Source organism: Glutamicibacter ardleyensis (assembly GCF_014644555.1).
GTDB lineage: Bacteria > Actinomycetota > Actinomycetes > Actinomycetales > Micrococcaceae > Glutamicibacter > Glutamicibacter bergerei.
This window is the reverse complement of the sequence record NZ_BMKX01000001.1, coordinates 936155-961302: the sequence shown is the minus strand read 5'-3', so window position 1 is coordinate 961302 and position 25148 is coordinate 936155. Positions and strand designations below refer to the sequence as shown.

The following is a 25148-nucleotide window of genomic DNA, read 5'->3' as shown; positions in this document are numbered from 1 at the left end:
ACCCAGTGACACGGGGTGTCGGATTCACCGACTGAGATGAGACCCGTCGAACCTGAACTAGTTCAAACTAGCGGAGGGATGTCGCATGACTCTAGTGACCGTTGCCCAAAAGTATCGGCAACAATCACCCTTGGTGTTTTGCCTGACCAACACTGTGGTCACAAATTTCACCGCCAATGTACTACTAGCTTCCGGTGCGGCCCCGGCGATGACAAACCTTCCGGGAGAGGCCGGTCCTTTCGCAGCCGTAGCGTCCGCGGTATTGGTGAATCTAGGCACGCCGAGCACCGAACAACTACGCGCAATGGACGAAGCGGTGCGCGGTGCGACCAAAGCGGGAACACCTTGGGTATTGGATCCTGTGGCAGTGGGCGCCTTGCCGGTGCGCACCGAATTCGCCCGAAAGATCCTTGCCCAACACCCCACGCTAATCCGCGGCAATGCCTCAGAAATCCTCGCACTGGCTGGGTATCAGTCCACCGGGCGCGGAGTAGACGCGCAGGACACCGTATCCGCAGCGATCTCCGCAGGACGCGAACTGGCCCAGAATTACGGGAGCGTGGTGGCAATTTCTGGGGCAGCCGACGCGATTATTGATGCCACGCGCACCACCTTGGTGCATAGCAATGGCATCGGCCTGACCGGGATAACCGGGGGTGGGTGCGCGCTGGGCGCGGTGTGTGCCGGCATGCTGGCGATCACCGATGACCCGTTTGAGGCAACTATTGCAGCTCACGGCATGTATGGCCTGGCCGCCGAGAATGCGTTGGCGCTCAGCCGCGGTCCGGGAAGTTTTGCCTCGGCTTTCCTCGACGAACTCTCATTATTCGCCCCGGAAGAACTGCTCAATCTGCGCCTTCAGGAGGCAAACCATGCGTGATCTCGGAATTTACCTCGTGGCCAACACCCAAAGCTGCCAGCCACGCAGCACCCTAGAAGTTATTGAGTCAGCGGTAGCCGCTGGCGTTCAATGGGTGCAGTTGCGCGCCAAAGATGAAAGTGCTCGCGAATTTTTCGAACTGACTTGTGCCGCAGCACGGCTCACCGCCGGCAAGGCAGAATTACTGGTCAACGATCGGATCGACGTGTTTTTGGCAGCTCGCGCCGCCGGCGCCGCGGTCACAGGAATTCACATCGGCCAGAAGGATATTCCGGTTTCCTACGCCCGGAAGATCATTGGTGAGGGAATCATCGGTCTGAGTGCCTCCACCGATGAACAGCTTGCTCACGCCAATGACCAGGCGCAGTACCTAGATTATTTGGGGGTCGGCGCGATTCGCGCTACTCCCACGAAAAAAGACCATCCGACCCCATTAGGTTTAGCTGGTTTTGCCCGAGCCGCAGCACTGACCACACTGCCCTGCGTGGCAATCGGCTCGCTCACCGCAGCCGATGCGCCAGCATTACGAACCGGCGCGGCAGCCGGTATGGCCGTAGTGCGCGCCATCTGCTCCGCCGAGGATCCGCATTCGGCGAGCGCCGAACTGCTCAGCATTTGGGAGGCAGCCAAATGAGTCCAAACATTCTTTCCATCGCCGGATCCGACCCATCCGGGGGCGCGGGGATCCAAGCAGATCTGAAGACCATCGGAGCCAATGGCGGATACGGCATGTGTGTGATTACCGCACTCACCGCGCAAAATACCCACGGCGTGGACGCAGTGCTGCCCATCGATGCGCAGTTCGTGGCTAAACAACTCACCTCGGTATCCCAGGACGTACACATCGATGCGGTCAAGATCGGGATGCTGGCAAATTCGCAGATTGTCGCGGCGGTTGCTGCCTGGTTAGAAACGCTCAGTGCTCCGGTGGTATTGGATCCGGTAATGATCGCCACGAGCGGGGACCGGCTGCTGGAGACTGATTCGGCCTTGGACGCGTTGTTAACCCGGGCAGATGTGCTCACCCCGAATACCGCGGAACTTGCCGCGTTGCTCGGCGAGGAACAGGTCAGCAACTGGGAAGAATTGGTGGCACAGTCTGGACGTCTGGCTGCTAAATACTCGGTGCTGGTGGTGGCCAAAGGCGGGCATCTTCCCAGCGACAGGTGCCCCGATGCACTGGTTGGCCCCGAGGGGTTGATCGCCAGTTTTGATAGTCAACGGCTGTCCACAAAAAACACCCACGGTACCGGTTGTACGCTATCTAGCGCACTGGCCACACAGTATGCGCTGCTCGGCGACTGGGCCGCCGCACTGGGAGCAGCCAAAAACTACCTTCATACGGCGATTGCCGCGGCCGATGAGCTCAAGGTGGGCAGTGGACACGGCCCGGTGAATCACTTCGCCGCGTTGCTGCCGCCAGTGTCCAGCGACCCGATGGCCCAGTGGTGGCGAGACATTGGTCAGCTACGTGCAGGCATCGATGAGCTGCAGTTTATTATCGAGCTCTCCGCGGGAACCTTGGAACGCGAGAGATTCGAATATTATCTGGCCCAAGATGCCCTCTATCTGCAGCGTTACGCGCAGGTGCTCACGCAAGCCAGCACGCTGGCCCCGCAAATCGAGGCACAACGGTTCTGGGCTAAGGGCGCGCAGGGGATCTTGGAAGGTGAATTGCAGCTGCACCGCAGTGAATTGCGTAATTTATCTCCCGAACCGAGCGACACCACGCTGAACTACGTCAACCATCTGAGCTCCTGCGCGGGAAACTATGCGGAACTGATCGCCGCGATCCTGCCGTGTTATTGGATCTATCAGGACATCGGCAACCGGCTGAGCGCCGCAAACCATCCTGGTCACCGTTATGAGAGCTGGCTATCCACCTATAGTTCGGTCGAATTTGATGAGGCCACCGCGCAGGCGATCAACATGGTGACCGAAGCCTGGCAGCTTGCCGACCCGACCACCCGGAGCAGAATGTGGGATGCGTTCAGGCGTTCGGCCGAACATGAGCTGTCATTCTTCGCGCAGTCCCATGCCCAGGGCGTAGACTTCTCTACGGCCTAAACGCGGGGCTACGAATTCTGGAGGAACGCATGAAGTGGAGCATTCACGGCAACGGGAAGACCATCACCGAAGGTGAGGTTGTTGCCCCGGATGAGCGGCTGCATTGGCCGCAGACCATTTCCATCGGAGTCCAGCACATTCTGGCGATGTTTGGCGCTAGCATTTTGGTACCAACATTGACCGGTTTCCCGGTCACTACGACCTTGCTGTTTACCGGTGTCGCGACCATCATCTTCTTGCTGATGACCAAGAATAAGGTGCCCAGCTATTTGGGTTCCTCTTTTGCGCTCATTGCCCCGGTGACTGCCTCTACCGTCGGTGACGATTTCTCTGCGGCGCTGGGCGGCATCGTGATGACCGGCGCAGCGCTGTTTATCGTCGGGTTGATCGTGGCCAAGACCGGTACTCGCTGGATTCATGCGCTCATGCCCCCGGTGGTCATGGGTACCATCGTCGCGCTGATCGGCCTGAACCTGGCTAGCGCTACCCTCGCGCCGATGCGCGATTTCCCCGCCACTACCTTCTTGACGGTGCTCGCGGTGGTGCTGTCCACCGTTGCGTTTAAAGGTTTGCTGGGCCGCTTGTCTATTTTGGTGGGCCTGGTTATCGGGTACTTAATTGCGTTGGTTCAGGGCCAGGTGGATTTCACCCCGGTAGGTCAGGCAGCTTGGCTGGGCCTGCCCGCATTCCACACTCCGAGTTTCGACTTTAATGTGGCACTGATGTTCCTACCGGCGGTCTTCGTATTGATTGCGGAGAACATCGGTCACGTGCGCACGGTGGGTCTGATGACCGGCAAGGATTTATCGAAGTTTAACGGCCGCGCCTTGATGGCCGACGGCATCGGCACCGTGGTGGCAGGCGTTGGTGGCGGTTCCGCGACGACTACCTATGCGGAAAACATCGGCGTCATGGCTGCCTCGCGGGTATATTCCACCGCCGCTTATTGGGTGGCCGCAATTGCGGCCATGGCGTTGGCCTTCTTGCCGAAGTTCGGCGCACTGATCAATACCGTTCCGGTGGGAGTCATCGGCGGACTGGGGATCGTGCTGTACGGCATGATCGGTATCGTTGGTGCCCGCTTGTGGATCGAGGCGAAGGTTGATTTTGGTAACCCGATCAACTTGATGACCGCCGGCACCGGCCTGATCATTGCGATCGCAGTGACCCAAGACTTAGTCTTTGGCCAGTTCCAGATGGGCGGTATCGCGCTGGGTACTATCGCTACCCTGGTCGTTTTCCATCTGATGACTACCGTGGCAAAACTTCGCGGAACCGACCTGACACAGGTTGATGCGTAGCTTTTGAACCGATCAACGGACCGGCATTGTGACGATGTTCATAGTGCCGGTTTTTGTTTAATCTTCAACCCGTCACGGATCACTGCTGGCGCTTCAGAATTTCGCATGAACCCGGGGTTGGTTTGCGTCGATTCCGCGGAGCCCAAAATCAAATTGTAAGGATTCTTTCCTATTTATGACGAGCGTCGCATTCCACGGCGGCCAACTGTGATGAAAAAGCCCCAAAGGGTATTTGCGACGGACCCTAATGGCGATAGCATGAATCCTTGTGACTGCGACTACATCTGACGGAAAGATCTCCGCGCGACTCATTTTCATAGCCCTCGGCGCCGCCCTTGGCGGCTTTGTTTTCGGCTATGACTCTTCAATTGTTAACGGCACCGTGGACGCTGTCGAACACGAGTTTGGGCTCAACGCCGTGACCATTGGTTTCACCGTGTCCTGCGCCCTGCTCGGCGCGGCCATCGGTGCGTGGATCGCCGGCATGGTCTCCGAACGCGTCGGCCGCGTTCGCACCATGGTGCTCGCCTCGGCGATGCTCCTGGTTTCCGCACTGGGCTGCGGACTGTGCTTCAGCGAGGTTGACCTGATCATCTGGCGCATCGTCGGCGGCATCGGCGTCGGCTTCGCCTCGGTGATCGCCCCGGCCTACATTGCCGAGGTCTCCCCGGCACAGCACCGCGGACGCTTAGGATCCATGCAGCAGATGGCCATCGTATTGGGCATCTTTGTGGCCTTCCTGGTCAGCGCACTGCTGGTATTCGTCATGGGATCGGCGGACGCTATCGGATGGTTCGGCCTGGCCGCGTGGCGCTGGATGTACCTGTCCTTGGCAATCCCGGCAATCATTTACGGGGTACTAGCCCTGCGCCTGCCAGAATCCCCGCGCTACCTTGTCGAACGCGGACGCTACGTTGAGGCCGCTACCGTGCTGACCCGCGATATGGGCATGGTTCCCGGGGCTGCCACCGAAGCCAAAATCGAGGAAATCCGCAACACCGTGCACGTTGAACGCCGTCAGGTGTTCAAGGACCTGCTCGGCCGTTTCGGTTTCCACCCACTGGTCTGGGTAGGCATCCTGCTCTCCGTGTTCCAGCAATTTGTCGGCATCAACGTGATCTTCTACTACTCCACCACCCTGTGGAAGTCTGTCGGCTTCGCCGAATCCGACTCGTTCACCATCTCGCTGATTACCTCGATCACCAACGTGGTCGCCACGATCGTTGCGGTGCTGCTGATTGACGTACTGGGACGCAAGCTGCTGCTGATGATCGGTTCCACCATCATGACCCTGTCTCTGGGCATGATGGCAGTTTCCTTCGCCCAATCGGTCACCATCGACGGCGCCGTATCCCTGCCGGGCAACTGGGGCATCGTGGCGCTGGTCTCCGCGAACCTGTTTGTGGTTGGCTTCGGCGCGACCTGGGGTCCTGCGGTGTGGGTACTGCTTGGTGAGATCTTCCCGAATTCCATTCGCGCGCTGGCCCTCGGTGTGGCTGCCTCCGCTCAGTGGATCGCCAACTTTGCCGTTTCCACCACCTTCCCCTCGCTGGCCGAGACCGGTCTGGCGCTGGCCTACGGTATCTACGCGTTCTTCGCCTTGCTTTCGCTGATCTTCGTGATCTTCATGGTGCGCGAAACCAAGGGACGCCAGCTCGAGGAAATGACCCTGTAAAAAGTTCATAAAAAAATTGGCGGACCAAACGGTCCGCCAATTTTTTATTTCCAGGGGTTATTAGGCACCTCGGCCCCGGCGTCAAGCTGCAACGAGAGCACGTGTTCTAAGCTGGGACGCCCGGAAAGCTGCGGTCCTTGATCGGCAAGCGATACCCGCTGGCGCTGCTCAGGCTCCAGCACAATCTCTTCCCCACGCACCCAGACGCTTTGTGGTCCTTGCCCTGCGAGGTTAAATTCGATACCCGTAGCATCGAGGCGCACCCCGATCACCGAACCGTTGAAGGCCAGCTTGAACCGCATGGATCGAAAGCTCTGCGGCAGCCGCGGATCGAAGCGCAAACACTGGTCGTCGTCGCGCAGTCCTGCGAAGCCGTTGACCAGCGCGGCCCACACTCCGCCGGTAGAGGCCACATGCACTCCGTCGGCAGTATTGCCGTGAAGGTTCTCCAGATCCACATTCAGCGCATGTTCGAAGTAGTTGAACGCAAGCTCGCGGTAGCCAACCTCGGCTGCGAGAATCGCTTGGACCGTCGCCGAAAGCGTCGAGTCCCCGGTGGTCAACGGATCGTAGTAGTTGAAGTCTGCCAATTTCTGTTCGGCGGTGAAGTCGCTGGAGCGAAGCCACAGGGCGAGTACCGTGTCGGCCTGCTTGATGACCTGGAAGCGGTAGATCACCAACGGGTGGTAGTGCAGCAGCAACGGACGCTTTTCTGGCCCGCTGGCCTCCAGATCCCAGACCTCGCGATTCAGGAAATGGTCGTCCTGCAGGTGGATCCCCACCGTATCCGAATAGGGGATGTGGATCCGATCGGCCGCCAGCTGCCAGGTGTCGATCTCCGCGGATTCAAGTGCGAGCTTTTCGGCCAGCAGGGCATAGAACTTCGGGTTCCGGGAGGCCAGCTCGCGCAGCAGCTGGGCCGAGCGGCGCAGGTTAAAGCGTGCCATCACGTTCGTGTAGGTGTTGTCGTTGACCACCGCGGTGTACTCATCCGGGCCGGTCACCCCGTGAATGTGAAAGCTGCGTTGTGCTCCGGAACCACGCCAGAATCCCAAGGAGGCCCACATGCGAGCGGTGCCCACCAGAATTTCCGCCGCACCCGCCTCGAGGAATTCGTCATCGCAGGCAGCGTTGAGATAGCGGTCCAGCGAATACACTACGTCGGCGTTGATATGATACTGCGCGGTGCCCGCCGGATAGTAGGCGCTGGCTTCCTCGCCGTTGATGGTGCGCCACGGGAAGAGCATGCCCTCTTCGTTCATGATGCGCGCGCGTCTGGTGGCTGCCGGGATCATTGAAATGCGGGCCCGGAGGGTATTACGCGCCCACTGCTGATTGGTATAGGTCAAAAACGGCAGCACGTAGATTTCGGTGTCCCAAAAGTAGTGCCCGGAATATCCGTTGCCGCTGACCCCCTTGGCGCTGATGCCCATGCCGTCGGCACGCGCCGAGGCCTGAGCCAGCTGGAAGAGATTCCAGCGGATCTTGCGCTGCAGACTCGGGTCATCGCTGTCCACCAGCACGTCGCTGCGCTGCCAGTAGGACTTCATAAAGGCGCGCTGGGTGCGGAAATGCTCATCGATGCCTCGAGGCACTAGACGATCCAGGGCACGGGTGGAACGCAGCAGCATTTCCTGGGCCGGGTGGCGGCGTGAGGAGTGGTAAACCGCGAACTTTGCCACACGCAGCCCTTGACCCGCCTCGAGGTTTGCGCTGGATACCTCGTCGGCCCGGTCCGGTTGTGCCGAACGCTCCGTATGCACTTGGGCGGTAGCACCGCCGGTGGTGTCCACCAGATGTTCCATAACCGCCGAAACCGACATCTTGGAACCTGCCACGTTGTAGGCTAGCCCGAGTCGGGCGCCGCTGGCGATATGCCCCGCGGGGTGCAAGGGATTCTCGGAAGCTTCATCGGATTTGCGCGGATCCTTGCCTGAATCCATCTCGGCCGGGGAAGAAACTTCAGGTTCGGAGCGATAGCCGATCACCGAGGATTGAACCAACACATGCCCCGGGGCATCGAGCAGGCGCACGTGCAGGTCCTGCAGCGCCAAGTGGCGATCGCTGAAGGAAATCATGGTTCGAGCGGTCACCGCCACCCGATGGCCTTCTGCGGTGCGCCAGAGGGTCTGGGATATCAGGGTACCTTCACGGAAATCGAGGCGCAGGTCATCGCGCAGCATCTCGGTACGGCCCACCTCGAGGGCCTCATCGTTGATGAACACACGCAAGGTGCGAAAATCCGGGGCGCTAATCATCGTCTGCCCGGTTTCGGCCAGCCCAAAAGCGCTTTCGGCGTGGCGGATCTGCCAGGTTTCATGCAGCCCGTTGATGAAGGTGCCAGCCACCTGTTCACCGAGTCCCACCTGCGCGGAACGGGTTCCAAGGAACCCATTGCCAAGGGAGAAAACGGTATCTTGAGCTCCCGTATGGTCACGTTCGCTGTCCCGCGTGATGGACCAGGGATCAAAATTCCAGGCTCGAATCGCCGAGGAGGACACCAGTTCGCTCAGATCCTCTACGACAAAGTCGGCGCCGGCGGCCAGGAGCTGATCTGCATTATCCTCGCGGGCCACACCGACCACCATGAAACCCCCAGCCCGGGCGGCTTTTACCCCGCTGCTGGCATCTTCGATCACCACGCACTCTTCGGGGCGCCAGCCAAGGTCTTTGGCGGTGGCCACGAAGGTGTCCGGGTTAGGCTTGCCGGGAAGCTGGCGCGCTTCAGCCTCGCGCCCGCCCATGACGGTAGTGAAGTGCGTCGAAAGCCCGGCGGCTTGGAGTACCGCATGAGCATTACGCGAGGAGGAGACCACGGCTACGTCTAAGCCGACGTCCAAGGCTTGCTGCAGGTACTCGCTGGAGCCCGGATATGGGGCGATGCCATCTCGTTCCAGCACGGTGGTGAACACCGAATTTTTCAGATTACCCAGAGCACAGACCGAATCGGTTCCGGCGTGATCCTCCGGGTCTCCGTAAGGCAGCACAATATTTCTGGAGGCGAGCACCGCGCTGACTCCTTCATAGCGCGGTCTGCCGTCGAGCAAGTCAAAATAGTCTTGTTCCGTATAAGGCGGCACGCCCGGATGTTCTTGGGTGAAAAATTCTGTGAAGAGTTCATTCCATGCGGCGCGGTGTAGCAGCGCGGTCGGAGTGAGCACGCCATCCAAATCAAAAAGGACGGCCTTAAAGTCACGGTGCCGGTAGGTCGGACGGGTAGCGTTCACGATCGAAATCCTTCGAAAGAGGGCAATGAATGGCCGTAGTCCCCACCGTAGCAAGTGATTCCACTTGCTACGACATACTACGATTAGGAATGTGGCTCAGTGGATAGATGTATGGAATAGCGAGCAATGGCGTGAAGATGCCGCCGGCTGGATCGATGAGGCCTGTGCGGCTTACGGCATCGAGCGTGTTGCAGGACCGGATTTTTGGCCGGCTTCTCTGCATCAGATCTCGGCGTTGGTAGGAACCGACGCGGCAGATCTGGTGTTTAGCGCGAACGCGCCCGGGTTGACGGCCGAGGCCGCCATCACGATTACCGCCGGTGAATTGCTTCCGGACCGTGTGGTCATGCCGTTGGCGATCGACCGCGTGGCCGGGTATATGCTCTCCCCCGATTTTGGTCATACCTTGGCCGATTTGAAGGACAGCGTCGAAAACTGGCAACTGGCGCTGGCTTCGCTCGGTTCCTTCCAGGTTGCACTGATGGGCAACGAAGAGGCCTTCTTCGACGTGGGCATGCCGGTGGTAGATCCGCAGTTCTTGGCAGAACAATTTGAGCAGGCGTTGAGCATGCATGTCTCGCTCGATGCCCAACATCCATTACATCTGGATCCGCAGCAAGCCGACGAGCTGCACCGCCATGTCTCCACACTCTCTGACGCCTGTGCGGCCTTGCATCGTGGCCCGGTCCCGTTGAGCTTGGAACACGGGGCCTTCGACTTAGCCCAGGCAGTGGTTCCCGCCGAGCAAGGTCAGCAAGCCCGGATCATCAATTTTGCGGCCGCGCACTGGGCTCACCCATTCTCATCGTTGGCCGCCCCGCTGGCTGCAATGACTCAGGCTTGGAATTGCCGAACCGATGACGAACGAGTCATGCGAGTTTTAGCTGCCTACCTAGCAGAGTTTGCTGCCTATGGTAACGCCGATGAGCTTTACGATCTGATTGCGCCGGCTTGTCTGGTTGCGCCGCTATCCCAGCATGAAACCTGGCTACGGTTGCTCCTTGACGCAAGCGAGGCGCAACTCCAAGAACACGCACCGCTGGTCTTAGATACACTGTCGGTACGTTAAAAATTCTGAAACAGTCTGGCGCGGAATTAAATATTCCGCGCCAGACTTATATGCAGATCAGGTTGCAATTTCTAACCTAAGACCTGCAACAGGAGTTCGGCGTCATCGCTCATAATGGCGTCAACTTTTTTCTCGATCAGCGCGCGCATGGTCGGCTCATCGTCGATAACCCAGACATGGACCTGCAAGCCAGCGCGCTGTACGGCCTTGATAAATCTGAGTGTAACCACGGGTAAAACACCGTACTTCAACGGCACTTGCACCGCCCAAAACCCTTGAGCCAGACTGTGTGGAATCCGCGCAAAAAGAGTCGCACATAGCCAAATAAGCGCCATCTGTCGCATGCCCGGGGAGCGCCGGACCGGGGCAGAAATTAGGTGCTGCACCGCGGCACTGCGCGAGCTATCAAAAGAGGCCAGCGCGATCTGCTGGTGACATCCAAGTTCCTCGATGAGCTTGGCCAGCGGGGCAATGACCCGCTCATCTTTGACATCGATATTAAGCACAGCGTTCGGGAAGCTGCGCAGTAATTCGCGGAGCGTGCACAGCGGTTGGCCTCCGGCTCGCACCGTGGCCAGTTCTTCATCGGTACGCTCATGCAATGGCCCCTGAGCATCGGTGACCCGATCTAGCGTTTCGTCGTGGAAGGCATAGACGGTTCCATCCTTGGAGGCGCGCACATCCGTCTCCAGATGAGTGATTCCCAGATCCCAGGCCCGCTGAAAGGCTATGAGCGTATTCTCTTCATCGCCGAATCGAATGCCGCGATGTGTGAATGCATAGGTCATTTCAGCAGCTTCTCAATCACCTGTGCAACACCGTCTGCCTCAATGGTGTCCGCGGTGTGTTGCGCGGTGGCTAGGGCTAAGGGATGGCCTGAGGCCATCGCATAACCATGGCCGGCGTATTCGAGCATCTCCAAGTCGTTGGGCATGTCACCGAAGGCCATCACCTCATCGGCGCTGATCCCCAATTCACGGCAGTACACATCTAAGGTGGTGGCCTTGTGGATGTCTACATGCGCCATCTCCAGTAACGAGACCCCGAAGGCCGAGTGGGTGACCGAGAGTAGTTGAGTTAATTCGGGAGCCACAGCAGCGTAGAAATCATCAATAGGCAGAGATTTGGACCTGGCCAAAAACTTGACGATACCTTCTTGATCGATGGCTTCCGAGTTCAGGTCCAAGACCGATTGGCTTCCCAACGTACGATTTTGTTCGGCAAAGTTCGCGCCAAGGTGTAGTCCACGCGTGGTTTCGGCGGCAAAAGCCGCGTTCGGTTCATGTTCCAAGATAATCTGCTCCGCCTGTTTGGCGGTAGCCGCGGTGAGAGTCCGCGACCAGATGACCCGGTCTTGTTCTAAATCGTAGAGCACGGCGCCGTTAGAGCAGATCACCGTGCCCATACCTCCAAAGGCTTCGATAATGGGCGTGAGCCAGCGAAACGGCCTACCGGTCACAAAAACGATGTGAATACCGGCATCTCGAGCGTCTAGAAACGCACGACGGGTACGTTCACTGATATTACCCTCACGGTCCACGATGGTGCCATCTAGATCAGAGGCGATCAGCTTGATCATGAAAGTTCCCCGCGGTGCGGCGGGTTCGCCCCGGCACGGCCTACCGTTACCGACGCCGCATGAGCGGCAAAATTCAGTGCCTGTTCCAACTGGTTAGCTTCTAGTCGAGAAAGTTTTTCACGGTTTGCGGCGCCGATCATTCCACGTTCGGCAAGCCAGCATAAGAGAGCAGCGGTAAACGTATCTCCGGCGCCGACGGTATCGGTCACCTCGACCGAGGGGGCGCTGTATTCGGCTTCACCGGCACGTACCACGCCCCAGGATCCACGTGATCCGGCGGTCGCCACAACGATTGCTGGGCCCATCGCCAACCAGGCACGAGCCGACTCATGCACCGAACGCATCGGATAGAGCCATTTCAGGTCAATTCCGGAGACACGCACCACGTCTGCTTGGCCGACAAAACGTTCAACTTCTGCGACGGTTTGCCCATGGTTTGTCACCAGCGAGGGACGCAGATTTGGATCGTAGCTGATGGTGGCATGAGAGCGAGCTGCGGCCAGCAACGGGAGCAGTTCGGCCGGGCTGAAGAGTGTAGCTATGGAGCCGGTGTGGACCAGTTCGGCGTCTTGGGCGAGTTCCGGGCCCACCGTTGGCATTTGCCAGAAGGCGTTAAATGCGAAGGTCGCGCCGCCGGCTGGATCCAAAATTCCATGGGCAATCACCGTCGGCTCATCATCGGCACCGCCAAGGTATTTGACGTTATTTGCTGACAGGAAACGCTCAATGGTCGCACCCTTATCATCATGTCCCCAACGGGTGATGAGCGTACCGGGGTACCCGAGGCGGGCCAACGCGACGGCAACGTTGAGCGGGCTTCCGCCCACAAATTCTTGCGCCGGGGCGATTCCTGAGGCCAATACGTCGACTAGTGCCTCGCCAATGACCGTCGGGTTCATCGTGCTCCTTTGTAATGCAGCGGGTACAGCTGTTTAACACATGCCTCCCACTGGTGGCTTGACGGATCGATCCAGCTGAAATGGTCGCCGTCAAAAATCCGCAGGGTGTGTTGTTGACCCAGCGCCGCGGCATGGTCTGCCGCACGCCGTGCAATTTTCACCGGGACATCCGCATCGGCCCGTCCATGAAAGATTACGACACGTGCTGGCATCGGCCATAATTCCACGGGGTTCACCGAGGATAAATCCGCGTCGCCGAGCATTTCATCTACCGCATCATTGCTCAACCGCAAGGTTTTAGCCAGCTGCAAATCCAATAGTCCCGCCTGCGAAATGACCTGCGTGACGCGCTCTTCATGCGCGGCAAGCAACGAGGCTAGATGCCCGCCGGCGGAATGCCCAATGAGCGTAATCGGGCCTTCTTCTTTGATCAGCGCCAGCGCGAGCCGGGCATCTGCCAGCATCTGTGCTGCGCTGCCCGGCCCACGCCGGTATTCAAGGTTATAGGTGGGGATACCTCGAGCGGCCAGGTCCATGGCCAGTGCTTCACCGAGCTGCGCGGTATATTTTTCGCGCCAATATCCACCATGAATGATCATCACCGCACCAAGCGCGGTAACCTGTTCCGGCGCATAAAAGCGTAACCACTGATCCTGATGCGCCCCGTAATGCATGGTTAGTTTCCGGGAAAATCTGCGGCGCGCTTTTCGACAAAGGCGGCGCGGCCTTCCACGGAGTCAGCGGTGTTAAACGCTTCGGTAAAGCTCTGCGCTTCGATCTTTAGGCCGTCGTGAACGTTCAGTGCATCCATGGTGACCATCGCACGCTTTGCGTTGGCTACGGCCATCGGGGAAACCTTGGTCAGCTCATCGATGGTTGCCACCGCCTGAGCAAGCAGTTCTTCAGGAGCCACCACACGATTAACCAGACCAATGCGTAGCGCCTCGGCGGCCTTGATTCGGCGTCCGGTGAAGATCAACTCACGCGCCATCGCGTTACCGACTCGGCGCGGTAGCCGAACCGAACCGCCAAAGCCTGGCACCAGACCCAAGGTTACTTCGGGCTGGCCGAAGCTGGCGCGCTCCGAGGCGTAAATGAAGTCACAGGCTAAGGCGAGTTCACAGCCACCACCGAGGGCAAAACCGTTCACGGCGGCGATCACTGGAATCTGCAAAGATTCTAGACGTTCGGTGAGCACGTGCATCCGGCGTCCGTAGGCCAAAGCCGCATCGGCGTCCATGGAGTTCATCTGGACAATATTTGCGCCCGCGATAAATGCTTTCTCTCCGGCACCGGTGAGCACCACACCGCGGTGCTTAAACTCGCTGGCTTCAAGGTAGTCCACCGCGCGTTCGAGGTCCGCGACAACCTCCAAGGCCAGCGCGTTCATTGAGGCGGGCTGATTGACGGTCAGGATGAGGGCTGCGCCCTGTGTGGTCATGGTGAGGGTATCAAATTGCTCCATGCTGATCACTCTCTCATGTCGCACGCTTACCTGACTAGGAAATTACCGGCGTTTGCCGGTTTTTGCTCCGCCCGAGCGAGCCTTGGCCTTGGCTTTCTTTTCCTGTTTGGCGCGCAATTTCGCTTTATCCTTCGCCGCAGCCCGCAATTTGTCGTTGCGTTCTTTGGCTACCTGTTGGGTGTTACGCACCGACGCTTGGCGCGAAGAATTTGCCCCGCGTCCGCGCACAATTCCAATAAATTCATCAACCAGCTCGGAATCTTCAAGTCCGGTTGGCCACGCGATGCCGACATGTGTGGTGTTTCCACCATCAATTTCCCGGTACACCACGTCCTTGCGCTGATAGAGCCGGGCGATGCTCTGTGGAACACGCAATACCTGCGCCCCGGAGGCGACAACTTCCATCGCGGTGGGCACCCCGCCGACTTCCTCGGGGTATTCGTTTAAGTTAAGTTGCGGAAATTTAGCGGCGTCCGCTTCGGGGATCTTCTCTTCGTAGTACTCAACATCGTGGTCCTTGGCGGCGCAGACGACCTCGAGCTCATCGTAAAGCGGAATCAAGTGACGGGTGTCGTCCTTGGGTGAGGATCCCGTATAGCGCACAAACACAGCGTCAGCCTGGTCGCTGGCCAGCAGTTCAAGGATGTCTTCACCGTCGTAGCGGGTCGCCGCCAGCGTTACCTGCGGGTAGCGTTCGGTGAACCGATCCATCCACTTACCCGGAGTGACGCCTGCTACGTAGGAAATTCGAAGTGTGTGCACGGTTAAATCCTACTGGTCTTTGAGGCGTGAACGATCCGATTAACGCGGTACGGCGGGCTCGGATTACTCCGTGCCCGCCGCAGCTAAAGATTAAACTACTTGCTACTTGCCGTCAGTCTTGACTACAAGCACATCGCAGGGAGCCGAGTGGGCTACCGAGGAAGCAACCGAGCCGAGCACGCGGCCCAGACCCTTCATGCCTACGTTGCCCACGACGATCATCGAGGCACCGCGCTCGGTGGCGTCGGAGATCAACACGTCACCTGGCTTGCCGTGACCGGCAGCGGCGCTGATCTTCACGCCTGGTACGGCGTTGCGCACGTTGTTGGCCACACGCTGAGCCAGCTTGCGGGCCTGCTCTGCGTCGTCCAAGATCCAGGTGTCGCTACCAATGGAAACTACTTCGGTGTTATCCGAAGCGTGTGCGGTGAGCACCACCAATTCGGCGTCGATCTTCACTGCGAGCTCGGCTGCACGGCGGGCCGCACGCTGTGCGGTTTCGGAACCGTCAACACCAACGAGGATGATTTCTGACATTATTTCTCCTTGAATAGGGATTGCTTCGTAAGTATTTCGAGGCAGACACCAACTGTGATGCCTACCACTTTATGCGCTTAGCTGGCTTTTTGTCGCAAAAAGTCCACGGCGCGCTGCCAGGCAAGGGCGGCAAGCTGTGCGTCGTAGTTTCCCGCAGGATTCTCATCGTTGTGGAAAGCATGCTTGCCGTCGTAGTAAAAGTACTGAACTTCGGCTCCGGATTCTAAGCGAATCTGTTCTTCTTGAGCCTTGGCATCCGCGACGGGGTACAAGTCGTCAAAGTTCGCGTAGTGACCTTGAACCGCGGCGCGCACGCCACTGAAATCATTGGGCACACCCTGCCCGACACCGTAAAACGGAACCGCGGCACTAATTTTTTCACCCTGCTGGGCTGCCAACTGCAGGACAAAACCGCCACCCATGCAGAAACCAATAGTTCCCAGCTTGGTGCTGGTGACAGACTCGCTCGCCAATAGGTAGTCGACTGCTCCGGAGAGCAGTTCGGCACCCCGCTCTTCGGGCAGCTGTGACATCATCTGGCCGGCTTCTTCACCGTCATGGGTGATCGCACCGCCATAAAGGTCTGGAGCCAAGGCGACAAAACCTTGGGCGGCGAGGCGGTCTGCGATATCGCGGATATGGTCGGTCAGTCCCCACCATTCCTGGATGACGATCACGCCGGGGCCTTTACCGGATTCGGGAAGCGCAAGATATCCGTGCGCCTGCGTTCCGGACGATTCAAAAGTTACGTTCTGGTGCGGGGTTTTGACTGCCACTTCGCCTCCTGAGCTGTATTTATCTCCAGTCTATGCATGCCGTAGGTGCTTTGGCATTGACTGCCATCACAATTTAAGACATTTTGCCTAGACTACGCTGTTAGATCGACCTCACCGATGCGTTCGAGTGAATCAACCACCAGATCCCAGAAGCGTTCATGGTCCAGATCAACCGCCACCGAGGTATGGCAATCTTCGGCGGCCGGGGCACGCAAATCGGCTACGGTCATGCCTAGGGTGAGCTCCCCACGTAGTTCAACACTGACCGGGGCGCGCAGCGTGCGCACCACTGTTGGGTCAATGACATAGGCGACGGCACAAGGGTCATGTACCGGAGGAGCATCAAAGCCCTGATGATCCAGGTAGGCCTGCGCAAAGAAGTCCATCAATTCGCGAACGAATTTTGCCGGCCCCGTGCCGACCTTTTCGATGCGCTGCACCACTTCCTTGGTGGCAAGGGCCTGGTGGGTGAGGTCCAGTCCGACCATGACCACCGGCCACTTTTCGTTAAAGACGATGTGGGCGGCTTCCGGGTCGATTTTGATGTTAAATTCGGCTACCGCGCTCCAGTTACCGGTATGGTAACCGCCGCCCATCAACACCACTTCGCGTACGCGCTCAACAATTCGCGGTTCGCGGCGAACCGCCAGCGCGATATTTGTCAGCGCTCCGGTGGGAACCAAGGTGATCTCCCCCGGCTCATGAGACATGATCAATTCGATAATCAGATCTACCGCGTGACGCTCGTCAAGCACTATGCGTGAGGCCGGTTGCGCCGGACCATCCATGCCGGATTCACCGTGGACCTCCGGGGCGTTTTCTATCTCGCGAACCAACGGGCGGGCACATCCAGCAGCAAAAGGTACACCGGTAATTCCCGCAATAGTGCCCACCACTAGCGCGTTATCGGTGACTTTCTCCAGAGTTTGATTACCTACGACGGTAGTTACCGCGAGCAATTCGATCTTCGGGTTTCCATGTGCCAATAAAATAGCGACCGCGTCGTCGTGCCCCGGATCGCAGTCAAGGATGATCTTGCGTGGTGTGCTCATGTACGCCCCTGGTCCGTCCGATAACAAAATATCGGGAGTTAGTTGGTTATTGAGCCTAATTCTTCCCGCTCAAACCCAAGCAGTCAAGCGCTTAACTAAACGGCTTGCGCACACCCGCTCGCACACTAGGATGGAGCCATGAACAATGCTGATTCGCCGAACGAACCACGCCCTGCGCGCAAGGTCACCGCCGCTATGGTCGCAACCCACGCAGGTGTTTCCACGGCGACAGTTTCTCTCGTGGCCAATGGCAAGTCCGCCGGCCGAGTCTCCAAGCGCAATGAGGAACGTGTTCGCGAAGCAATACGCGAGCTCGGATACTACGTAGATAGCATCGGTAGTTCTCTGGCCCGCGGGGTCAGTTCGCTGGTCATCTTGGTTGCCCCGGATATTTCAAACCCGTTCTTTGCAAAGCTCATTGCGGGTGTGCGCGGAGTTCTTGGCGAGGATTACCAGCTATTACTTTCGGTCACCGACGCCGGCTTATCCCCCAGCGCCACCGAAATCAGACGGTTACTCGGGTTACGGCCCGCCGGCCTACTGGTCCATGCGCCCACGCCGTTGTTCTTATCCGAACTTTCCAGTCCGTTGCCGTTGATTGCACTGGACGCACCAGACGCACCAGAAAATATCCCGTCGGTTAACTTTGATGTACTCCAAGGTGCCCACGATGTAGCCGCACACCTCGCCGCACAGGGGCATCGCAAAGTTGGTTATTTGGACGCAACTACCGGTACCGCCACCCTACGCATGAGACGTGAAGCCTTCTTAAGCGCCGCCGCACAGCTCGGAATGCAGGTTCCGGCAGTAGCTGTCAGCTCTTCAACCATTGAAATGGGAGATGCTGCGGCCACGTTCGCCACCCACTGGGATGTCTGGAAAGAATCCGGAATCACCGCATTGGCCTGCGCCACCGACACCCATGCGTATGGTGTCCTTCAGGCTGCCAGCACCACAGGTGTTCGGGTTCCGCAGGATTTAGCGGTGACTGGATTTGATGACTTGCCGTTTTCTACCGCCTCACACCCGTCATTGACCAGTGTTCGTCTCGACGCACATAGTGTCGGGGTTCAGGCTGCCCAGGCACTGCGCCAATTAATCGACGGCACACCCTTGAAGGAGTCGAAACTTCAGCTCTCCAGCCAACTCATGGTGCGCGCGTCAAGCGGCGGAACTCAGTAGCTACTGGATAAGCTTGCCGCTTTTGGCAACCTCTGGATCCGTGCACGAGGACAGGTCAAAACAACACGGTCGGCGCTTTCCGTCACGAAGCTTGGAAATGCTCACCTGAACTCGACGCTCCCGGGTCGTTGGGCTTTGCGTAGATTTCACCCAGCGTGCCCACTCCCACCTAGCCATGGGCGTCAGCCCGAGCCAAGTTTCATGCAGATCATCGGCTTCCGCCAAGGCACCGGCAAGGTCTTGCGGAAGTTTAACTTCCGGCCAAAACTCGGCGATAGTAACCGAAAGGCTCACCTTTTGCCCGGGGTGAAGATCAAGTACTTCGCCCGGGATCCAATGCCCCCTTCGGCCATCGGGCTCTACGACGACCGTCTCTGGGGAGTTGATTAATTGGACGGCAACTTGTCCGCGGCTAGGCAGGCTCTTGCTCGATTCCTCGTCCAAGCGCAGGATCAGCCTGTCGCCGATCTGGTCAACTATTCCGGTGAGCTCCACGATCTTCGGACCCTTTGACATGTCATCCCACTTTCTTTTGTCCTTGATTCTATGTCCTGCTTGGACGCTCGGTTGGCTCGGGTTTAGAACGGGACCAAATTTTCACTTTTTTGCAGTGAGACGCACCGCTGAGCAACCTACGAACTTTTATTTACGTAGTGCCTCAAGTCAATATGCTCGCGAAAACAACACCCCATGCCTCACCTAAAATGCTCGCGTAACCACTACGAAACCTGTGCCTGCACCTGAGCCTGCGTCTTCGCCTCCGCGAGCCGAATAAGTTCCTGCTGTAACTGATGGATCCGCCGGGTCAGCTCGGCTAGATCCGTATCCCAATACAACTGGTCCAGCGCTTCGCGCTGCGGTGGCAACATCACTCCAGTAAGCCTCACTCGGTCTGCCGGCGTGCACGGAGCATCATAGGCCCGCACCTGCCGCCCTGACCGACTGATCTTGTACCCCACCGCCTTCGTCGTAGGAGTGAACAAGTTCTTACGCACGTTCACCAACGGCCACAAAGCCTTCAACACCGCCAACTCTCGAGGCGTGTCATACCGGTAATAGAACGCGTCCTTCCGGACAATGTCCCCGTTTTTCTGCTCAACAAAAGGGTTGTCATTCGAATGCCGTGGGCGCGAGCGCGTAGCCAGCAGATTATTGGTTTTCACCCACGCTTGGACGGCAGTATTCAAAAATTCTGCTCCGTTATCGCTATGGATTCTGTCCAGTTCATAGGGGAATAGACACTTGGCATCGTCAAGGACTTCAACAATCCATTTCGACGCTTTGTTCTTCACCGCAGCGTTAATGGTCCACCCCGTGAACGGGTCAGTGACGGTGAGTGTGAACGCGAATTCGCCTTTGAGGGTGTGTCCGCAATGGGCCACGGTGTCGATCATGATGATCCCTGGCTGATGATCGATTGGTTTGATGTGCGTCATGATGGGAATGATGTCTTTGAACCGGTTCTTTGAGGACCGAGTCGAAGACTTCGCGTCAGGATGCAACCGGTTCTTGAAAGGGGCAAGGTACCGGTCAATAGTTGCCGGGCTCATGCGCAAAAGCTCAGCACGTATTTGTGGGGTGTAGCGGACTCTGACCTTGCTAAATGAGCCGTTATCCGCATGCTTTTCCAGGTTGTCCAACACGATCTGCATGATGGCTGCTAAGTATTTACCGCAAGGTTGGCCGGCCACGAGATACACGTGCTGAAGGAGCAGTATCGCGTCGTAGCTGTATTTGTTGCCACGCGGTTTACGTTTGATGCTGATGGCCGGTCCGCGTCGTTGCAGTGCGTGTTGGAGTTGGCGGCGGGCGTTGGCACGAGACCACCCGATTTCGGTGGTGATGCGATCCAAGATGACGCCTTTTTCTTTTTTGGAGGCTCTGGCGTAAAGCTGGGCTTCCTTCTTTGTGATATCTCGTCGTGTCGCCAAGGTTAGCTCGTGTCCCATCTGTTCAGCATGAGGTTTTCACCTTCATGGTGGGTAGTGTTTCGCGAGCATTTCTTAGTTGAGGCATGCGGGGAGTTTCGCGAGCACTTTAGATGAGTCAACACGATTTATTGACATGTCAACCATAAAAGCATATGATTGACGTGTCAATTAAAAATGAAGACTGGTAAGGGGTTCGAACATGGATGGCATCGAAAACATCGAATTTGGTATCGACACCTTCGGCGATGTGCCGCGTGGCAAGGACGGTCAGCTCGTGTCCTACGCTCAGGCAATTCGCGCCACCTTAGAGGAGGCAGTCCTCGCAGACCAGGTGGGCATAGATGTCATTGCGGTAGGTGAACACCACCGGCCAGAGTTCGCAATTACCACCCCGGAAACAGTTCTTGCAGGGATTGCGACAGCAACCAGCAATATTCACCTTGCCTCCGGCGTGACCGTCCTATCCTCAGACGATCCGGTACGCGTTTTCCAGCGCTTCGCCACAGTTGATGCGCTGTCCGGCGGCCGAGCCGAAGTGATTCTAGGCCGCGGCTCATTTACCGAATCCTTCCCGCTCTTCGGCTATGACATGGCCGATTATGACCTACTTTTCGACGAGAAGATCGACCTTTTCCACAAGCTACTCGATGAGAAGCCCGTCACCTGGCAGGGCACTACGCGCGCCTCCCTAAACGAGGCAGATGTCTTCCCGAAGACCGAGTCGGGGCGTCTGAAAACATGGGTCGGTGTCGGCGGCTCCCCACAATCTGTCATTCGAACCGCAAACTACGGTTTCCGAATGATGCTCGCCGTCATCGGCGGCGCCCCGGACCGCTTCGCTCCTTACATTGATCTCTACCACCGTGCGAACGCGCAACTAGGCCAGAGCTCGCACCCGGTCGGCCTGCACTCTCCTGGATTTATTGCGGACACCGACGAGCAGGCCAAGGAAATCATCTTCGAAGACTATAAGAAGATGCGTGATCAGATCGGCGCCGAACGTGGTTGGTCGCCGATGCGCCGCGAGGAATTTGAAGCCGAAGCCGCCCACGGTTCGCTTTACATTGGCTCGCCCGAAACCGTGGCGCGCAAAATTGCCAAGACTATCGGCACACTGGATATCGGACGTTTTGACCTGATCTACAGCGGTGGAGCCGTGCCCGCCAGCGATCGCTTGCGCGCCGTGGAACTCTACGGCACCAAGGTGATTCCGTTAGTCCGCGAAATGCTCGCCGAACAACCAGCAAGTCAGAAGGTCACACGATGAACAACTCGAGCACCACGCTTGGAATCCTCGGCGCAGGAAAAGTCGGCACAGCCCTGGCCCGGCTCGCGTTAGCCGCCGGATATCGCGTACTCATCGCAGGCTCCGGGGATCCAGCGAAGATCGCGTTGACCGTCGAAATACTGACCCCCGGAGCGCAACCGATGTCCTCGGCCGATGCCGCGAGTAACGCAGATATTGTCATTCTGGCGCTTCCCCTGGGTAAGTACCACACGCTGCCCGTTGCTCAGCTGGCTGACAAACTAGTTATCGACACGATGAACTACTGGTGGGAGACCGATGGAATCCGCGAGGACCTGCGTGACCCACTAACCTCCACCAGCGAAATTGTGCAAGAATTCTTGCCACGCTCCCGTGTGGTCAAGGCGCTTAATCACATGGGATACCACGACCTTGAAGAAGAGTCGAAGTCCGCTGGCAGCAGCGCTCGCAAGGCTATTGCCATCGCCGGAGAGCATCAGCTTCCAAAGGTGGCCTCCTTGATCGACGCCCTTGGATTCGACCCATTACTCATTGGCTCGCTAGCAAATGGTGCACGCCTACAGCCAGGAAACCCCGCCTTCGGAGCTAACCTTCCAAAGGCACAACTGGCGCAAAAGATCGAAGAAGCCAGCGTGAATTGGGATGGAATCCGAGAGCCGGTAAAGGAAACAAGCTAACCGTGGAAATTTTGGACAGCATTGTCATCGGTGCCGGACAGGCCGGATTATCGGCTTCCTATCACCTGAAACGCTTAGGCCTGCGACACGTTGTGCTCGATGCAAACACAGCACCCGGTGGAGCTTGGCAACACCGGTGGGACGCATTGACCATGCGAGACGTTCACGGCGTCGCCGAGCTACCAGACGCCATGCCACCAAAACTCGACCTTCGCCGGGCCAATGTGGCGGTTCCCGAATCCTTTGCAGACTACGAAAAAGAACATGAACTACCAATTATTCGGCCGGTGAACGTAACTAGCGTTACCGATGACGCCGGCACATTACTCGTTCACACTGCACAGAACATCTGGCGCGCTCACACCCTAATTAACGCGACAGGAACCTGGACACGCCCATTCCTTCCGCACTACCCCGGGGTGGAAACATTTATCGGAGAGCAATTCCACACGGTGGCATACCCCGGTCCCGAATACTTTCGAAACAAACGAGTCCTAGTCGTGGGCGGCGGCGCGTCGGCCGTGCAATTTCTTGGTGCGCTACGTCCAATTACCGACACGTTATGGGTAACACGCACCGACCCAAATTGGCGGGAAGATACATTCGATTCCGACGAAGCACGGATTGCCGCAGTAGCTTTGGTTGAGCAACGCGTTGCTCAAGGATTGCCGCCACAAAGCGTGGTTAGCGTGACCGGACTTGCGCTACGCGCCCAAGAACAGGAAGCCAAAGACTTAGGCGCTTATGAACGCCACCCAATGTTCACTACGGTGGAAGCCGACGGAGTACGCTGGGCCGATGGTCGATTTGAACGAATTGACGCGATCCTCTGGGCCACGGGATTCAGGCCAGCCATAGCTCACCTCGCCCCACTGAAACTGCGCAGTGACCACGGTGGCATTCAGCTAGACCGTGCGGGAAAAGGTACCGGATCAGTCAAGGATCCACGGGTGCAGCTGGTGGGCTACGGACCTTCGGCAAGCACCATTGGCGCAAATCGAGCCGGACGATCCGCCGCACGCGGCGTCAAGCGGAATCTAGATAACTTTTCTCAACTCGGGGCGAGACCCAAAATATTGACGCGGTGAATAGTTAAAAACAAATGTCTCGGAACATCGATCAAACGATGTTCCGAGACATTTCTCATGTGCGCGAGGGGGGACTTGAACCCCCACGCCCTTGCGAGCACTGGCACCTGAAGCCAGCGCGTCTACCAATTCCGCCACTCGCGCATGATTCCCGCTCTCGCGGCAACAAGAAATAGCTTACACGTTGTTTTTATTGTTCACCTAATCGAATCAACCGCATGTGCCCAGCACCACATGAAACCTTTTGACCAGTTGGGACGTTGAATCAGTTGCCTGCCTTTCCTTCAAGGATATTTCCGGGAATTGCACAGCTGAAAACAGTAAGATCGAGAATGACGTTCTGTGTCGCAAGGACATTGAACTGAAATTCCGGGCCAAAAAACGCCATGGACTACAGGAAAGGAGCACACGTAATGAGCTTTCTCGATAATGTCGAACGAGGCTTAGAGAAGGTCGTCACCAGCTTCTTTCGTGGTAACAGCACTGCAGACATTAAGCCTGTCGAACTAACTACCGCGCTTCGCAATGAAATGGATCGCGGAATTCTCGCGATCAGTGAAGGTCGCAGCCTTGCTCCGAACGACTTCGTCGTGTCGTTGAGTACTAAAGATTTTGACACCGCCAAAGCATGGGGATCCCCAGTAGTCAACGAGATGGCTAAGGTCACCGCGGAACACGCGGTCGCCCAGGGATACTCGGTTCAGGGAAAGATCATGATTCATTTTGTGAATTCTCAAGAACTCAAGGCCGGCGAAGTGGAAGTTGCAGGATCCGTGAAGGATTCAAGCGCAAACCCGGTCGCTTCTGCTCCCGTGAAACCCCAGGCGCCAAAGGCAGAACCAACGCCTGTTGCCGCGACGCCAACACCACAAACCACCGCACAACCTCGACCTACCGCAAAGCCAGCAGCCCCGGCCGCCGCGCCACTTCCGAAACAAGCGGTAGTCGAAGTCAATGGACAGCGTTTCGCGCTCAATCACCACTCGATCGTGCTTGGTCGTTCGGCCAGCACCGATATTCCGGTAGACGACACTGGAGTTTCCCGTCAGCATATTCGAGTAGAGCAGAAGTCTCCGGGCTCTTATGTAGTCACCGATCTCGGCTCAACCAACGGTACCTACGTCGATGGTAAGAAGATTTCCGCGCAGACGCGTATATTGGACGGTTCAATCATTACTATTGGACAGACCAAGATAGTTTTTCGCCTAATTACGCCTAGCAACGGAGGCCGTGCATGAATGATCTCGTACTCAGCCTGTTCCGCCTTGGCTTCCTCGTCCTGATTTGGTTACTCGTTTTGAGCATTGTTGGCGCCATGCGCCGCGACCTAGCAATTGGTGCTCGAGCTCGTACCGGCGCACCCAGCGCCAGGGCTTTGAAGAAGAATCCAGAACTTGCCGAACCTGAGGTCAGCACACGCAAGGCAGCTAGCACCTTACACATTGTTGAGGGCCCACTAGCCGGACGCAGCATCCCTTTGCAGGGAGAACCTATTATGTTCGGCCGCGCGCAAGACGCCACCGTGGTTCTCGAAGACGATTATGCTTCAGGCCGTCACGCGCGCCTTTTCCCTCAGGGGTCACGGTGGTTTATCGAGGATCTGGGCTCTACCAACGGCACCTTTGTGGGAGATAGTCAGCTCACTCGTGCACAGCCAGTTGAACCGGGACAGCGAATCCGCATCGGGAAGACTGTTCTGGAATTGAAGGCCTAG

General features: G+C 57.7%; 24 protein-coding genes, 1 tRNA gene and 1 riboswitch. Of the genes, 12 read left to right on the top strand and 13 right to left on the bottom strand.

What is annotated here, in order from left to right:
- Position 1 precedes the first annotated feature (1 nt).
- Positions 2-96: riboswitch (TPP riboswitch) on the top strand.
- The 5 genes from thiM to IEX04_RS04305 all read left to right on the top strand — a co-directional run bounded on the left by thiM (position 86) and on the right by IEX04_RS04305 (position 5923).
- Positions 86-880 carry a hydroxyethylthiazole kinase gene (thiM, locus tag IEX04_RS04325; RefSeq protein ID WP_188683949.1) on the top strand — a complete coding sequence of 265 codons (795 nt, stop codon included), beginning with the start codon at positions 86-88 and terminating at the stop codon, positions 878-880. (Overlaps the previous riboswitch by 11 nt.)
- Entirely contained in the window at positions 873-1514 is a 642-nt protein-coding gene (thiE, locus tag IEX04_RS04320; protein WP_188683948.1) for a thiamine phosphate synthase, read from the top strand. Before thiM ends, thiE begins: the two co-directional genes overlap by 8 nt.
- Complete coding sequence (gene thiD, locus IEX04_RS04315) at positions 1511-2947, top strand: bifunctional hydroxymethylpyrimidine kinase/phosphomethylpyrimidine kinase (protein ID WP_188683946.1); 1437 nt, start codon at positions 1511-1513, stop codon at positions 2945-2947. The genes thiE and thiD overlap by 4 nt, the downstream gene beginning before the upstream one ends.
- A 29-nt stretch (positions 2948-2976) precedes the next feature.
- A complete protein-coding gene (locus tag IEX04_RS04310) occupies positions 2977-4248 on the top strand; it encodes a uracil-xanthine permease family protein (RefSeq protein ID WP_188683944.1) in 1272 nt (423 codons plus the stop codon).
- A 268-nt stretch (positions 4249-4516) separates the two neighbouring features.
- Complete coding sequence (locus tag IEX04_RS04305; RefSeq protein ID WP_188683942.1) at positions 4517-5923, top strand: sugar porter family MFS transporter; 1407 nt, start codon at positions 4517-4519, stop codon at positions 5921-5923.
- Between the two features lie 44 nt (positions 5924-5967).
- On the opposite strand, the gene IEX04_RS04300 is transcribed toward IEX04_RS04305, so the two are convergent.
- Positions 5968-9150, bottom strand: a complete 3183-nt coding sequence (locus tag IEX04_RS04300) for an HAD-IA family hydrolase (RefSeq protein ID WP_188683940.1) — start codon at positions 9148-9150, stop codon at positions 5968-5970.
- A gap of 91 nt (positions 9151-9241) precedes the next feature.
- Here IEX04_RS04300 and IEX04_RS04295 point away from each other — a divergent pair, with 91 nt between their 5' ends.
- Complete coding sequence (locus IEX04_RS04295) at positions 9242-10219, top strand: hypothetical protein (protein WP_188683938.1); 978 nt, start codon at positions 9242-9244, stop codon at positions 10217-10219.
- 71 nt (positions 10220-10290) lie between these two features.
- Here the strand turns inward: IEX04_RS04295 and IEX04_RS04290 are convergent, their stop codons facing one another.
- The 9 genes from IEX04_RS04290 to uriH form a co-directional block, all read right to left on the bottom strand.
- Positions 10291-11007 carry a glycerophosphodiester phosphodiesterase family protein gene (locus IEX04_RS04290; RefSeq protein WP_096257253.1) on the bottom strand — a complete coding sequence of 239 codons (717 nt, stop codon included), beginning with the start codon at positions 11005-11007 and terminating at the stop codon, positions 10291-10293.
- Complete coding sequence (locus tag IEX04_RS04285) at positions 11004-11798, bottom strand: HAD family hydrolase (protein WP_096257251.1); 795 nt, start codon at positions 11796-11798, stop codon at positions 11004-11006. The genes IEX04_RS04290 and IEX04_RS04285 overlap by 4 nt, the downstream gene beginning before the upstream one ends.
- Positions 11795-12697 carry a carbohydrate kinase family protein gene (locus IEX04_RS04280; RefSeq protein ID WP_188683936.1) on the bottom strand — a complete coding sequence of 301 codons (903 nt, stop codon included), beginning with the start codon at positions 12695-12697 and terminating at the stop codon, positions 11795-11797. Before IEX04_RS04280 ends, IEX04_RS04285 begins: the two co-directional genes overlap by 4 nt.
- The gene (locus tag IEX04_RS04275; RefSeq protein WP_096257247.1) at positions 12694-13371 is read right to left on the bottom strand and encodes an alpha/beta hydrolase; all 678 of its coding nucleotides are present in this window, start codon (positions 13369-13371) and stop codon (positions 12694-12696) included. Before IEX04_RS04275 ends, IEX04_RS04280 begins: the two co-directional genes overlap by 4 nt.
- Positions 13372-13373: 2 nt before the next feature.
- A complete protein-coding gene (locus IEX04_RS04270) occupies positions 13374-14162 on the bottom strand; it encodes an enoyl-CoA hydratase/isomerase family protein (RefSeq protein WP_096257245.1) in 789 nt (262 codons plus the stop codon).
- A gap of 42 nt (positions 14163-14204) precedes the next feature.
- Positions 14205-14924, bottom strand: a complete 720-nt coding sequence (locus IEX04_RS04265) for a LysR family transcriptional regulator substrate-binding protein (protein ID WP_188683934.1) — start codon at positions 14922-14924, stop codon at positions 14205-14207.
- A gap of 102 nt (positions 14925-15026) precedes the next feature.
- Positions 15027-15461 carry a universal stress protein gene (locus tag IEX04_RS04260; protein WP_188683932.1) on the bottom strand — a complete coding sequence of 145 codons (435 nt, stop codon included), beginning with the start codon at positions 15459-15461 and terminating at the stop codon, positions 15027-15029.
- A 77-nt stretch (positions 15462-15538) separates the two neighbouring features.
- On the bottom strand, positions 15539-16237 hold the full coding sequence (locus IEX04_RS04255) for a dienelactone hydrolase family protein (RefSeq protein WP_096257239.1): 699 nt from the start codon (positions 16235-16237) through the stop codon (positions 15539-15541).
- 92 nt (positions 16238-16329) lie between these two features.
- Positions 16330-17289 (bottom strand): uridine-preferring nucleoside hydrolase UriH, encoded by a 960-nt coding sequence (uriH, locus tag IEX04_RS04250; protein ID WP_188683930.1) that lies wholly within the window; start codon positions 17287-17289, stop codon positions 16330-16332.
- Between the two features lie 138 nt (positions 17290-17427).
- Here uriH and IEX04_RS04245 point away from each other — a divergent pair, with 138 nt between their 5' ends.
- Complete coding sequence (locus IEX04_RS04245; RefSeq protein ID WP_229676988.1) at positions 17428-18471, top strand: LacI family DNA-binding transcriptional regulator; 1044 nt, start codon at positions 17428-17430, stop codon at positions 18469-18471.
- Here the strand turns inward: IEX04_RS04245 and IEX04_RS04240 are convergent, their stop codons facing one another.
- Together IEX04_RS04240 and IEX04_RS04235 are read right to left on the bottom strand one after the other, a co-directional pair.
- Entirely contained in the window at positions 18472-18987 is a 516-nt protein-coding gene (locus tag IEX04_RS04240) for a YdeI/OmpD-associated family protein (RefSeq protein WP_188683928.1), read from the bottom strand.
- 203 nt (positions 18988-19190) lie between these two features.
- Positions 19191-20420: an integrase catalytic domain-containing protein gene (locus tag IEX04_RS04235; protein ID WP_188683926.1), complete on the bottom strand. Its 1230-nt coding sequence runs from the start codon at positions 20418-20420 to the stop codon at positions 19191-19193.
- Between the two features lie 181 nt (positions 20421-20601).
- On the opposite strand from IEX04_RS04235, the gene IEX04_RS04230 reads away from it, so the two are divergent.
- From IEX04_RS04230 to IEX04_RS04220, 3 genes are read left to right on the top strand one after another with little or no spacing between them, the layout of a single operon-like run.
- A complete protein-coding gene (locus IEX04_RS04230; protein ID WP_229676987.1) occupies positions 20602-21669 on the top strand; it encodes an LLM class flavin-dependent oxidoreductase in 1068 nt (355 codons plus the stop codon).
- A complete protein-coding gene (locus tag IEX04_RS04225; RefSeq protein ID WP_188683924.1) occupies positions 21666-22346 on the top strand; it encodes an NADPH-dependent F420 reductase in 681 nt (226 codons plus the stop codon). Before IEX04_RS04230 ends, IEX04_RS04225 begins: the two co-directional genes overlap by 4 nt.
- Positions 22347-22348: 2 nt before the next feature.
- A complete protein-coding gene (locus IEX04_RS04220) occupies positions 22349-23434 on the top strand; it encodes a flavin-containing monooxygenase (RefSeq protein WP_188683921.1) in 1086 nt (361 codons plus the stop codon).
- A gap of 60 nt (positions 23435-23494) precedes the next feature.
- On the opposite strand, the gene IEX04_RS04215 is transcribed toward IEX04_RS04220, so the two are convergent.
- Positions 23495-23578, bottom strand: a tRNA-Leu gene (locus IEX04_RS04215).
- A 269-nt stretch (positions 23579-23847) separates the two neighbouring features.
- Here IEX04_RS04215 and IEX04_RS04210 point away from each other — a divergent pair.
- Both IEX04_RS04210 and IEX04_RS04205 read left to right on the top strand, forming a co-directional pair.
- The gene (locus IEX04_RS04210) at positions 23848-24672 is read left to right on the top strand and encodes an FHA domain-containing protein (RefSeq protein ID WP_188683919.1); all 825 of its coding nucleotides are present in this window, start codon (positions 23848-23850) and stop codon (positions 24670-24672) included.
- Positions 24669-25148, top strand: coding sequence for an FHA domain-containing protein FhaB/FipA (locus tag IEX04_RS04205; protein ID WP_096257225.1), 480 nt, complete (start codon positions 24669-24671; stop codon positions 25146-25148). The genes IEX04_RS04210 and IEX04_RS04205 overlap by 4 nt, the downstream gene beginning before the upstream one ends.